At 71.2% G+C, this 11,869-nt stretch carries 10 protein-coding genes; 7 read left to right on the forward strand and 3 right to left on the reverse strand.

The window, feature by feature from the left end; genetic code table 11:
* Nucleotides 1-134: 134 nt before the first annotated feature.
* From gap to ICW72_RS12120, 3 genes are all read right to left on the reverse strand, one after another.
* The gene (gap, locus tag ICW72_RS12110) at nucleotides 135-1,154 is read right to left on the reverse strand and encodes a type I glyceraldehyde-3-phosphate dehydrogenase (RefSeq protein WP_191082938.1); all 1,020 of its coding nucleotides are present in this window, start codon (nucleotides 1,152-1,154) and stop codon (nucleotides 135-137) included.
* Nucleotides 1,155-1,176: 22 nt separating this feature from the next.
* Nucleotides 1,177-3,123, reverse strand: coding sequence for a transketolase (tkt, locus tag ICW72_RS12115; RefSeq protein WP_223880973.1), 1,947 nt, complete (start codon nucleotides 3,121-3,123; stop codon nucleotides 1,177-1,179).
* Between the two features lie 161 nt (nucleotides 3,124-3,284).
* On the reverse strand, nucleotides 3,285-5,474 hold the full coding sequence (locus tag ICW72_RS12120) for a primosomal protein N' (protein ID WP_191082940.1): 2,190 nt from the start codon (nucleotides 5,472-5,474) through the stop codon (nucleotides 3,285-3,287).
* A 65-nt stretch (nucleotides 5,475-5,539) separates the two neighbouring features.
* Here ICW72_RS12120 and fsa point away from each other — a divergent pair, with 65 nt between their 5' ends.
* The 7 genes from fsa to ICW72_RS12155 all read left to right on the forward strand — a co-directional run bounded on the left by fsa (nucleotide 5,540) and on the right by ICW72_RS12155 (nucleotide 11,858).
* Nucleotides 5,540-6,193 carry a fructose-6-phosphate aldolase gene (fsa, locus tag ICW72_RS12125; protein ID WP_191082941.1) on the forward strand — a complete coding sequence of 218 codons (654 nt, stop codon included), beginning with the start codon at nucleotides 5,540-5,542 and terminating at the stop codon, nucleotides 6,191-6,193.
* Between the two features lie 208 nt (nucleotides 6,194-6,401).
* Nucleotides 6,402-7,043: a hypothetical protein gene (locus tag ICW72_RS12130; protein ID WP_191082942.1), complete on the forward strand. Its 642-nt coding sequence runs from the start codon at nucleotides 6,402-6,404 to the stop codon at nucleotides 7,041-7,043.
* On the forward strand, nucleotides 6,952-7,887 hold the full coding sequence (locus ICW72_RS12135) for a tyrosine recombinase XerC (RefSeq protein ID WP_191082943.1): 936 nt from the start codon (nucleotides 6,952-6,954) through the stop codon (nucleotides 7,885-7,887). The genes ICW72_RS12130 and ICW72_RS12135 overlap by 92 nt, the downstream gene beginning before the upstream one ends.
* A gap of 12 nt (nucleotides 7,888-7,899) precedes the next feature.
* Nucleotides 7,900-8,700, forward strand: coding sequence for an exodeoxyribonuclease III (locus ICW72_RS12140; RefSeq protein WP_191082944.1), 801 nt, complete (start codon nucleotides 7,900-7,902; stop codon nucleotides 8,698-8,700).
* Nucleotides 8,697-9,569, forward strand: coding sequence for a PhzF family phenazine biosynthesis protein (locus ICW72_RS12145; RefSeq protein ID WP_191082945.1), 873 nt, complete (start codon nucleotides 8,697-8,699; stop codon nucleotides 9,567-9,569). Before ICW72_RS12140 ends, ICW72_RS12145 begins: the two co-directional genes overlap by 4 nt.
* 81 nt (nucleotides 9,570-9,650) lie before the next feature.
* The gene (locus tag ICW72_RS12150; protein ID WP_191082946.1) at nucleotides 9,651-11,234 is read left to right on the forward strand and encodes an ABC transporter substrate-binding protein; all 1,584 of its coding nucleotides are present in this window, start codon (nucleotides 9,651-9,653) and stop codon (nucleotides 11,232-11,234) included.
* A gap of 54 nt (nucleotides 11,235-11,288) precedes the next feature.
* Nucleotides 11,289-11,858, forward strand: a complete 570-nt coding sequence (locus tag ICW72_RS12155) for a LemA family protein (RefSeq protein WP_191082947.1) — start codon at nucleotides 11,289-11,291, stop codon at nucleotides 11,856-11,858.
* Nucleotides 11,859-11,869 lie beyond the last annotated feature (11 nt).

Raw genomic sequence — 11,869 nt, forward strand, 5'->3', positions numbered from 1 at the left:
ACCGAAGAAGAAAAGCGCGCCTCAAGAGGATCCGGCCGCAACGCGGCCGGCGCCGCCCACTCAACCGCGCGGCCGGCGCACCAGCCGCGCGGCGTAAGCCAAGCGCGCGAAGCGCGCGCCCGGCGCCTGAGGGCTTACAAACTTCCGAACAAGGCGGCCGTGTCGCTCATGCGGTTCGAGAAGCCCCACTCATTGTCGTACCAGCCCATGACGCGGACCATGCCGCCATTGTCCAGGCTCTGCGTCTGGGTGGCGTCGAAGGTGCAGGAGTGCGGGTTGGTGTTGAAGTCCACCGAGACCAGCTGCTCCGTCTCATAGGCCATGATGCCCTTGAGCGGGCCCATCGCGGCCTCGTGCATGGCCTGGTTCACCTGCTCCTTCGTCACGCCGGACTTGGAGAGGTTCACGTCCAGCGACACCATGGACACGTTCGGCGTCGGCACGCGGATGGCGGTGCCGTCCAGCTTGCCCGCCAGCTCCGGCAGCACCAGGCCCACGGCCTTGGCCGCGCCCGTGCTGGTCGGGATCATGGAGACGGCGGCGGCGCGGGCCCGGCGCAGATCTTTGTGCAGCGTGTCCACCGTGTTCTGGTCGCCGGTATAGGCGTGGATGGTCACCATGTAGCCGCGCAGCACGCCGAACTTCTCGTGCAGCACATGCACCATGGGCGCCAGGCAGTTGGTGGTGCAGGACGCGTTGGACACGATGGTCATGTCCTTCGTCAGCGTCTTGTGGTTCACGCCATAGACGATGGTCGCGTCCGCATCCTCGCCCGGCGCCGAGATCAGCACCTTGCGCGCGCCGGCCTGGAGCAGCGCGCCGGCCTTGGCCTTGCTGGTGAAGATGCCGGTGCACTCCATCGCCACGTCCACGCCCTGGAAGGGCACGGCGGCCGGGTCGCGCTGCGCGGAGACCTTGATGGGGCCATAGGTGCGGCCATTGCGCTTGATCAGGATGCTGTCGCCCGCGACATGCACCTCGCCGTCGAAGCGGCCATGCACGCTGTCATACTTGAACAGGTGGGCATTGGCCTCGACCGAGCCGAGGTCGTTGATGGCGACGCATTCCACATCCGTCCGCCCGCTCTCGACCATGGCGCGCAGGACCAGGCGGCCGATACGACCGAACCCGTTGATGGCAACCTTCACCGGCATGCGATGCACTCCCTCTCTCGAATTACGACAGCAGCTTGCGGGCCGCGGCGACCACCGCGGCCGGCGTGATCCCGAAATGGGCGTAGAGTTGGTCGGCCGGGGCCGAGGCGCCGAAGCCCGTCATCCCCACGAAGGCCGAGTTCTGGCCCAGCCAGCGTTCCCAGCCGAAGGACAGCGCGGCCTCGATGCCGATGCGCGGCGCCGTGCCCAGCACGGAATCCTGATAACCAACGTCCTGAAGGGCAAAGAGTTCCCAGCAGGGCATCGAAACCACGGCGGCCTTGATGCCCGCCTCCGCCAGTTGCGCGCGGGCCTCCATGGCGAGGCTCACCTCGCTGCCGGTGGCGATCAGCGTCACGTCGCGCGCGCCCTCGGCCTCGGCCAGCACATAGGCGCCGCGGGCGCAGCGGTTCTCGCCGGCATCGTCGCGCAGCGCGGGCAGGTTCTGGCGGGAGAGCGCCAGCACCGAGGGGCCATCGGCGCGGCGCACGGCCATGTCCCAGCACTCGGCCGTTTCCATGGCATCGGCCGGGCGGAAGACGAAGAGGTTGGGAATGGCGCGCAGCGAGGCCAGGGTTTCTACCGGCTGGTGCGTCGGGCCGTCCTCGCCCAGGCCGATGCTGTCATGCGTCAGCACATGGATGACGCGCTGGTGCATCAGCGCGGCCAGGCGCAGCGCGGGGCGCAGATAGTCGGCGAAGACCAGGAAGGTGCCCGAATAGGGGATGACGCCGCCATGCAGCGCCATGCCGTTCATGGCGGAGGCCATGCCGTGCTCGCGCACGCCCCAATGGATGTAGCGGCCGGCGAAATCGCCGGGGCGCACGGCCGGGATGCCCTTCACATCGGTGTTGTTGGAACCCGTCAGGTCCGCGCTGCCGCCGACCATCTCCGGAATGGCGGGCACCAGGGCCGCGAGCGCCCGCTGCGAGGCGACGCGGGTCGCGATCTTGGGCTTCTCCGCCGCGTGCTGGGCGCGCAGCGCCGTCAGCGCCTCGTTCCAGTTGTCGGGCAGCTTGCCGGCCATGGCGCGCTCGAAATCCGCGCGCATGGGGTGCTTGGCCAGGCGTTTCAGCCAGGAGCGGCGGGTGCCGGCGGAACGGCGCCCGGCCTCCTCCCAGCGGGCCTTGAGGCCCTCGGGCACGGTGAAGGGCTCGGCATTCCAGCCCAGCGCCGACTTGGCGGTGGCGATCTCGTCGCCGCCCAGCGGCGCGCCATGGCTGCCCGCCGTGCCCGCCTTCTTGGGCGCGGCGAAGCCGATGATGGTGCGGCAGGCGATGATGGTGGGCTTGCTGCTGCGCGTGGCCGCGGCCATGGCGGCCGTCAGTTGGGCGTGGTCATGCCCGTCCACCCGCTTCACCGCCCAGCCATAGGCCTGGAAGCGCTTCAGCACGTCCTCGCTGAAGGAGAGCGCGGTGTCGCCGTCAATGGAGATGTGGTTGTCGTCCCACAGCAGGGTCAGCTTGGACAGGCCCAGATGCCCGGCCAGCGACAGGGCCTCATGGCTGATGCCTTCCTGCAGGTCACCGTCCGAGCAGATGGCCCAGGTGCGGTGGTCCACCAGGGACTTGCCGAAGCGCGCGGCCAGCATCCGCTCGGCCAGCGCCATGCCCACCGCGTTGCAGACACCCTGGCCGAGGGGGCCGGTGGTGGTCTCGATGGCCGGGTGTTCGCCGAATTCCGGGTGGCCGGCGGCGGGGGAATGGAGCTGACGGAAGCGCTGCAGCACCTCCATCTCCATGCCCGCATGGCCGGTCAAATGCAGCAGTGAATACAGCAGCATGGACCCGTGCCCGGCGGAGAGCACGAAGCGGTCCCGGTCGGCCCAGCGCGGGTCGGCCGCGTCGTATTTCAGGAACTTCGTGAACAGCACCGTGGCGGCATCGGCCATGCCCATGGGCATGCCCGGGTGGCCGGACTTGGCCTTCTCCACCGCATCCATGGCGAGGACGCGGATGGCATCGGCCATCCGGCGCTCCTCCGTCACGGGCTGGGCCAGGATGGCCGCCTGCGCGGCGAGGGCGAGGTTGGGGGCGTTGGGATCGACGATGCTGGCCAAGGTCCGGGCTGCTCTTCAGTTTGCGGGGTTCTAGAGGGGGTGGGCGGGGTGGGCAAGGTTATGCCCCTGGATCACAGGAACCCCACCGGGTCCACATCCACCTGCACCCGCACATTCGCGGGCACGTCCACCCGCCCCAGCCAGTCGCGCAGCAAGGGCTGCACCCGCACCCCGCGCGGCGCCTTCAGCAGCAGGCGGTGGCGGTGGCGGCCGCGCAGCAAGGCAAGCGGCGCGGGGGCGGGGCCCAGCACCTGCACCCCCTCCCCTTCCGGCGCGGCCAGGCCCAGATCCCGCGCCGCGCGTTCCGCCGCCCGCGCATCCTCGGAGCTGACGATCAGCGCGGCCAGGCGGCCGAAGGGGGGCCAGTGGCCGGGGGCGCGCTGGGCGGCCTCGGCCTCCAGGAAGCCCGGCAGGTCATCGGCCATCAGCGCGGCCATCACGGGGTGGTCGGGCGCGAAGCTTTGCAGCAGCACCTGGCCTTGCGCCGCCTCGCGCCCCGCCCGACCCGCCACCTGGTGCAACAACTGCATGGTGCGTTCCGCCGCCCGCAAATCCCCGCCGCCAAGGCCGAGATCGGCATCCACCACCCCCACCAGCGTCAGGTGCGGAAAGTGCCAGCCCTTGGCCACGATCTGCGTGCCGATGATGAGGTCCACCTCCCGCGCCTCGATCTGGCGGGCGGCCTCGGCGGCGGCGGCGGGGCCGGGGATGGTGTCGCTGGCCATGACCAGGCGGCGGGCGTCGGGGAAAAGTTCCGCCACCTCCTCCTGGATGCGCTCCACGCCCGGCCCGATGGGCACCAGGGAATGCTCCGCGCCACATTCGGGGCAGGCGGGCGGGGTGGGCGCCGTGTGGCCGCAATGGTGGCAGAGCAGGCGGCGCTGCGCCCGGTGCTCCACCAGCCAGGCGGTGCAGTTGGGGCATTGCATGCGGTGGCCGCAGGTGCGGCAGAGCGTCAGCGGCGCATAGCCGCGGCGGTTGAGGAACAGCATGGCCTGTTCGCCGCGCGCCAGCGTCTCGGTGATGGCCGCGACCAAGGGCGGGGCCAGGAAGCGCCCGCGCTCGGGCGGCGTCACGCGGAGGTCCAGCGCGCGAATGTCGGGCAGGCTCGCCCCGCCATGGCGCTGCGGCAGCGAAAGGCGCGCGTAGCGGCCATCCTTGGCGTTCGTCACCGTCTCGAGGCTGGGGGTGGCGCTGACCAGCACGCAGGCGGCCTGTTCCAGGCGCGCGCGCACCACGGCCATGTCGCGCGCGTGGTAGATCACGCCCTCCTCCTGCTTGAAGGCGGTCTCGTGCTCCTCATCCACCACGATGAGGCCGAGGTCCGGGAAGGGCAGGAACAGGGCCGAACGCGCGCCCACCAGCACGGGCGCCGTTCCCTCCGCCACCGCCCGCCACGTCACCCGCCGCGTGCGCGAGGACAATTCCGAATGCCACAGCGCGGGCGGGGCGCCGAAGCGCCGCTCGAACCGCGCCAGCCATTGGGTGGAGAGCGCGATTTCCGGCAGCAGCACCAGCGCCTGCCGTCCCTGCCGCAGGCATTCGGCGATGGCGTCCAGATAGACCTCGGTCTTGCCGGAGCCCGTCACCCCCTCCAGCAGCGTCACGCCGAAGGCGCGCGCCGCCACGCCGCGCACCAGGGCCTCGGCCGCGCGGGACTGCGCCTCGCCCAGCGCGGGCGGCGCATAACCTGGGTCCGGGCGGGGGAAGGCCGACTGGCGGGGCATGGCGGCGGGCTGGATCAGCCCGACCGAAGCGAGGCCCCGCACCACCCCGGGCGAGACGCCCGCCCGCCGACTGATTTCCGTGCCCGGCAGGGTGGCCGTGCCCAGCGCCTCCAGCGCGCGGGCGCGGTCGGGGGTGATGCGGGCGCCCTCGGGGCGTGGCTGCACCGCGCGCCAGCCAGCCACCGCCGCCGGCTTATCCAGCGCGGAGGGCGAGGCCATGGCCATCCGCAGCACCGCCCCCGCCGGCGAGAGGGTGTAGGCCGCCACCCAATCCACGAATTCCCGCAGGGGCTTGCGCATGGGCGGCGCGGGCTTGAGGGCGATGACATCCCGCAGCCTTCCCTCGGCCACGCCGCCCTCCGGCGCATCCTCCCACACCACGCCCAGGGTGGTGCGGCCGCCCAGCGGCACCTCGACGAAGCTGCCGGGGCCCGCGGGCACGTCCTGGGGCAGCCAGTAGTCATAGGCCTCGGCGAGCGGCAGCGGGAGCAGGACGCGTATGCGCCTTCCGGCCTTTCTTGGGGGTGCTGCCATGGGCTATTCCCTGGGCACCGGCCCGCCCCGGGTCAAGCCCGCCGCCTCTTTGGGATATGCAACAGATGAAGTTCTTCGTGGACACCGCCGATGTCGCGGAAATCCGGGCCCTGGCCGGATCCGGCCTGCTGGATGGCGTCACCACCAACCCCAGCCTCATCGCCAAGTCCGGCCGCAAGATGAGCGAGGTGATCGCCGAGATCTGCGAGATCACCCCCGGCCCCGTCTCCGCCGAGGTCACCGCCACCGATTACGACACCATGCTGGCCGAGGGCCGCTACCTGCGCGGCATCGCCGCCAATGTCTGCGTGAAGGTGCCGCTGACGGAAGCGGGGCTGCGCACCTGCAAGGTGCTGTCCGACGAGGGCACGCCGGTGAACGTCACCCTCTGCTTCTCGGCCAACCAGGCGCTGCTGGCGGCCAAGGCGGGCGCCACCTTCATCTCGCCCTTCGTGGGCCGCCTCGATGACATCGGCCAGGACGGCATGGGGCTGATCGCCGACGTGGTGCAGATCTACCGCAACTACGCCTTCAAGACCGAGGTGCTGGTCGCCTCCATCCGGCACCCCGTGCATGTGCTGCAATCCGCGAAGCTCGGCGCCCATGTGGGCACCATGCCGCCCAACGTGATCCGCGCCCTGTTCAAGCACCCGCTGACGGACAAGGGGCTGGAGGCCTTCCTGGCCGATTGGGCGAAGACGGGGCAAACCATTATTTGACGCCCTCAAGCGCCGGGCGGCGGCTCCGCCGCCTTGGCTTCCGCGCCGCGCGCTGGCGCGCCGGGGCCAGCGGTTGGGCTGGGCGCGCCGGCCGCCTTGCGGCCGGTGAGTGGGGAAGTGGGCGCTTTTCCTGCACTCGGGCGCTGGGCTGCGGCTCCCCTGATCGGGAGGTTTCCCTGACTCCGCCGCCCCATGCCATGCTCCGCGCATGACCGCCGCCCGCAAGACCGAGGCCGAGGAGGCCGCCTTCGTCGAGGCCTATCTGCGCGCCCATCCCGGCTTCCTCGCCGCGCGCCCGGGCCTCTACGCCGTCCTGGCACCCCCCCGCCGCGTCCATGGCGAGGTGCTGGCCGACCACATGGCGGCCATGATCCAGGCCGGGCGGGCCGAGTGGCGCCAAGTCCTCGCCGCCGGGCGCACCGGGCGCAGCTTCGCCGCCAAGGTGGCCGAGGCCGTCCTCGCCCTCATCGCCGCCGCGGACCCGCGCGATTGCGTGCGCCACGAATGGCCCTCCCTGCTGGGCGTCGAGCACGCCACCCTCCTGCCCCACCCCGCCCCCGCGGCCCTGACCCTGCGCGACACCCCCGCGCCGACCCCCTCTGGCATGGTGAGGCCGCGCCGCTGGTCCGCCGCGAGGCCCTGCTGCGCGTGGGCGAGGCCACGCTCGCCCTCGGCGCCCGCGCGGCGGAGGACCTGCCGCACGAACCCGAATCCCTGGACGTGCTGGCCCGCGCCCTGCACGCCGGCCTGCACCGCGCATGACGGGCGAGGCCGCCTGCCAGGCCTTCCTCGACTGGCTGGCGCAGGAACGCCGCGCCAGCCCCCACACGGTCGAGGCCTATGGGCGTGACCTCCGCGACCTGCTGGAATTCCTGACCCGCCATCTGGGCGCGGCGCCGGACCTCGACGCACTGTCGGCGCTGCGGCTGGCCGACCTGCGTGGCTTCCTCGCCGCCCGCGCGGCCGAGGGCGCCTCCAACGCCACCCGCGCCCGGCAGTTGGCCGCCATCCGCGGCTTCCTGCGCTTCCTCTCGCGCCAGCAGGGGGTGGCGCCGGTGGCCGTGGCCGGGCTGCGCGGCCCGCGGCGCAAGCCACCGCTGCCGCGCGCCCTCTCGCCGGCCGATGCGCGCGAATTCGGCACGGGCATCGCCGCCATCCGCATGACCGAGGCCACGCCCCGCCCGCAATGGCAGGCGGCGCGGGATGCGGCGCTGTTCACGCTGCTCTATGGCAGCGGGCTTCGTATTTCCGAGGCGCTGGGCCTGGACGTGCGCGACGCCCCCCTGCCGGGCAGCGAGACGGCGCTTCGCATCATGGGCAAGGGCGGCAAGGCGCGCATCGTCCCCGTGCTGCCCGTGGTGCGCGAGGCCATCGCCGCCTGGCTGGCCCAGCGGCCGGGGGCGGAGCCGGACGAACCCCTCTTCCTCGGCGTGCGGGGCGAAAGGCTGGACGCCGCCGTGGCGCAGAAAGCCATGCGCGACTATCGCCGCCTGGCCGGCATCCCGGAGCACGCGACGCCGCACGCGCTGCGCCACTCCTTCGCCACCCATCTGCTGGCGGGCGGGGCGGACCTCCGCTCCATCCAGGAATTGCTGGGCCATGCCAGCCTTTCCACCACCCAGCGCTACACCGCCGTGGACACGGAGGGGCTTCTCGCCACCTGGCGCATGGCCCATCCGCGTGCCGACCGCTGAGAGGAACTCCCCTTGCGTATCGCCACCTGGAACATCAACAGCGTGCGGCTGCGCTGGCCGCTGCTGAAGGCGCTGGACGCGGCGCAGGCGCCGGACGTGCTCTGCCTGCAAGAGACGAAGTGCCCGGATGAGCTGTTTCCCCGCGCGGAGATCGAGGCGCTGGGCTTCCCCCACATCGCGGCCAAGGGGATGAAGGGCTACAATGGCGTGGCCATCCTCTCGCGCGTGCCCTTCACCCTGGTGGAGGATGCGCCCGACTGGTGCGCGCGCGGCGATTGCCGGCACCTGGTGGCGCTGCTCGACGCGCCGGGCGGGCCCATCGAGCTGCATGATTTCTACGTCCCCGCCGGCGGCGACATTCCCGACCGCGAGGCCAACCCGAAATTCGCGCACAAGCTCGACTTCGTGGCCGAAGCGACGGCCTGGACCGCGACGCGCGCGCCCACGCGCCGCCGCGTGCTGGTGGGCGACCTGAACATCGCACCGCTGGAGCACGATGTCTGGTCGCACAAGCAATTGCTGGATGTGGTGAGCCACACGCCCGTCGAGGTGGAGGCCATGGCGCGCTGGATGGAACAGGGCCAGTGGCACGACGCCGTGCGCCACTTCGTGCCGGCCAGCGAGAAGCTCTATTCCTGGTGGAGCTACCGCGCGCGCGACTGGGAGGCGAGTGACCGCGGCCGGCGCCTCGACCACATCTGGGTCAGCGAGGATCTGCGCGGCAAGCTCACGCGCCAGCACATCCTGCGCGAGGCGCGCGGCTGGGAAAAGGCGAGCGACCATGTGCCGGTGATGGTGGAGATGGCGCTGTGACGCGCCGCTATCCCTTCGTCACGCTCGACGTCTTCACCAACACGCGCTTCGGCGGCAACCCGCTGGCGGTGTTTCCCGATGCGCGCGGTCTGTCGGACGCGGAGATGCTGGCGCTGACGCGTGAGTTCAATCTCAGCGAGACCACCTTCGTCCTGCCGCCCGAGGACCCCGCCAACACCGCCCGCGTGCGCATCTTCAGCCGCGCGGGTGAGATGCCCTTCGCCGGCCACCCCAATGTCGGCACGGGCTTCGCACTCGCCCCGCGCGCGGTGGAAGGCGTGCTGCGCTTCGAGGAGATCGCCGGCCTGGTCGAGGTGCGCGTCGAAGGCGACAGCGCCGAGATCACGGCGCCGCAGCCGTTGGCGCTGGGCGAACGGATGGACCCGGCGCTGCTGGCCGGCTGCGTGGGCATCGCGCCCGCGGATGTCCTCACCGAGGGCCACGCCCCCGTCATCGCAGGCTGCGGCAATGTCTTCATCATCGCGCAGGTGACGGAGGCCGCGCTGGCCCAGGCCCGCCCCGACCCCGCCGCCTTCGCCGCCGCGGCGCGGGAATTCCCGCATCTGGGCGCGCGGGGATTGCCGCTCTACCTCTATGCCGTGACGGGCGCCACGACGCTCAGCGCGCGCATGTTCGCCCCCCTGACGGGCACCATGGAAGATGCCGCCACCGGCAGCGCCGCGGCACCGCTCGCCGCGCTGCGCCTGTCCCTTACCCAGGACGCCACGGCGCGCTTCGACATCACCCAGGGCGTCGAGATGGGCCGGCCCTCGCTGATGCGGAGCACGGCGCGGCGCGAAGGTGAGGCCATCCACGCCACCGTCGGCGGCGCCTGCGTGCCCGTGCTGCGCGGCGAGGCCCTGCTGTAGCGCAGCAAAAAAGTGGACATGGCGGCCCCGCGCTCGTCATGCTCCGGCCCCAGACCCGTAACGGGCATGGGAGACTGAGAGATGCAAAGACGTTCCTTCCTGGCCGGCGCCGCCGCGGCGGCCGCCGCGCCTTCCATCGTGCAGGCGCAGGCCAACCGCGTGCTCAAGGTGGTGCCCCACGCGAACCTGACCGTGATGGACCCGGTCTGGACCACCGCCTACATCACCCGCAACCACGGCTTCGCGGTGTGGGACACGCTCTACGGCCTGGATGACGACTACCGTCCGCAGCCGCAGATGGTGGAAGGCCACACCGTCGAGAATGACGGCAAGCTCTGGACCTTCACCCTGCGCGAAGGGCTGCGCTTCCACAACAACGAACCCGTCCGCGCGCAGGATTGCATCGCCTCGCTGGAGCGCTGGGGCAAGCGCGACGCCATGGGCACGCGCCTCGCGGCACTCACCGAGGAGATGCGCGCGCTGGACGACCGGCGCTTCACCATCCGCCTCAGCCGGCCCTTCGGGCTGATGCTGGACGCGCTGGCCAAGCCCACCTCCAACGCGCCCTTCATCATGCCGGCCAGCATCGCCGCGACCGACGCCTTCACGCAAATCCGCCCCGACCAGGTGATCGGTTCCGGCCCCTTCACCTTCAACGCGCGGGAACTGATCTCCGGCAGCCGCGTGGTCTATGAGCGCTTCGCCGGCTACCGGCCGCGCGCGAACGGCACGCCCAGCGGCACGGCCGGCCCCAAGGTCGTGCATTTCGACCGCGTGGAGTGGCACATCATCCCGGACTTCGCGACCGCCGCGAACGCCATGGTCTCGGGCGAGATGGATTGGTGGGAGGTGGCCACGCCGGACCTCGCCCCCATGCTGCGGCGGAACCGCAACGTGAACGTGATGGTGCCGGACCCGCTGGGCTCCATCGCCGTCATGCGGCCCAACCATCTGCACGCGCCGATGAACAACCCGAAATTCCGCCAGGCGCTGCTGCGCGCCGTGAACCAGGCGGATTTCATGACGGCCTTCATGGGCAGCGATCCGCAGGGCTTCAAATCCGGCGTGGGCGCCTTCACCCCCGGCACGCCGCTGGCCAGCGATGCGGGGCTGGAAGTCTTCGAGAACAACATCGAGACCGCCCGCCGCATGATCCGCGAGAGCGGCTACAATGGCGAACGCATCGTGCTGCTCGGCACCACCGACATCGCGAGCCTCGCCGCATGGTCGCAGGTGGCGGCCGACATGTTCCGCCGCCTCCAGGTCAACATTGATTTCCAGTCCATGGACTGGGGCACGGTGGTGCAGCGCCGCGCGCAGCAGACGCCGCCCGATGCCGGCGGCTGGAGCGCCTTCTGCACCAATTGGGGCGGGCTGGATCACCTCAACCCCGCCGGCCACCTCATGCTGCGCGGCCAGGGGCGGCAGGGCTTCATCGGCTGGCCGGAAAGTGCCCGCCTCGAATCCCTGCGCGAGGCCTGGTTCGAAGCACCCGACCTGCCGGCGCAGCAGCGCATCGCCGCCGATTTGCAGCGGCAGATGTTCGAGGACGTGCCCTACATCCCGCTCGGCCAGTTCTTCCAGCCGCTCGCGCATCGCCGCAACCTGACGGGCGTGATGCAGCCCGGCGGCATCCCGGTCTTCTGGAACGTGCGCCGGACCTGACGCGGGGGGTCCTTTCGTCTACAACCTCCGCGCGCACAGTCAGCGGAGGGCGTGATGGAAATGGTGTATATCCTGGGCGGCGTCCTGGTGCTGGTCGCCGCCTATGTCATCGTCACCTACAACCGGCTGGTCGGCCTGCGCATCCGTGTGCGCGAGGCGTGGTCGGACATCCAGGTGCAGATGAAGCGCCGCTACGACCTCATCCCCAACCTGGTCGAGACGGTGCGCGGCTATGCGGGGCATGAGAGCGAGACGCTGGAAAAGGTGGTGCGCGCCCGTGGCGAGGCCATGTCCAACCAGGGCAGCCCCGAGGCCCAGGCGCGGAGCGAGAACGCGCTGCAATCCACGCTGAAATCCCTGTTCGCGCTGAGCGAGGCCTATCCCGAGCTGAAGGCCGACGCGAATTTCCGCCAGCTCCAGCAGGAGCTGACCGACACCGAGAACCGCATCAAGATGTCGCGCCGCTTCTACAATGGCTCGGCGCGCGAGCTGAACGTGGCGGTGGAGCAGTTCCCCTCCAACATCGTGGCCCGTTCCTTCGGCTTCACGCCCGCCGAATTCTTCACCCTCGACGAGGCTGAGGCCGAAGCCGCCTCCCGCCCCGTGCCCGTCTCCTTCCGTTGACGGGTGGGAAG

This window comes from Roseococcus microcysteis (genome assembly GCF_014764365.1).
GTDB classification, from domain to species: Bacteria; Pseudomonadota; Alphaproteobacteria; order Acetobacterales; family Acetobacteraceae; genus Roseococcus; species Roseococcus microcysteis.

Excerpts from the sequence above, each read along its gene's own strand:
- gap (WP_191082938.1), bottom strand. The coding sequence starts at position 1,154 with ATGCCGGTGAAGGTTGCCATCAACGGGTTCGGTCGTATCGGCCGCCTG.
- tkt (WP_223880973.1), bottom strand. The coding sequence starts at position 3,123 with ATGGCCGATGCCATCCGCGTCCTCGCCATGGATGCGGTGGAGAAGGCC.
- fsa (WP_191082941.1), top strand. The coding sequence starts at position 5,540 with ATGAAGTTCTTCGTGGACACCGCCGATGTCGCGGAAATCCGGGCCCTG.
- ICW72_RS12130 (WP_191082942.1), top strand. The coding sequence starts at position 6,402 with ATGACCGCCGCCCGCAAGACCGAGGCCGAGGAGGCCGCCTTCGTCGAG.
- ICW72_RS12150 (WP_191082946.1), top strand. The coding sequence starts at position 9,651 with ATGCAAAGACGTTCCTTCCTGGCCGGCGCCGCCGCGGCGGCCGCCGCG.
- ICW72_RS12135 (WP_191082943.1), top strand. The coding sequence starts at position 6,952 with ATGACGGGCGAGGCCGCCTGCCAGGCCTTCCTCGACTGGCTGGCGCAG.
- ICW72_RS12155 (WP_191082947.1), top strand. The coding sequence starts at position 11,289 with ATGGAAATGGTGTATATCCTGGGCGGCGTCCTGGTGCTGGTCGCCGCC.
- ICW72_RS12120 (WP_191082940.1), bottom strand. The coding sequence starts at position 5,474 with ATGGCAGCACCCCCAAGAAAGGCCGGAAGGCGCATACGCGTCCTGCTC.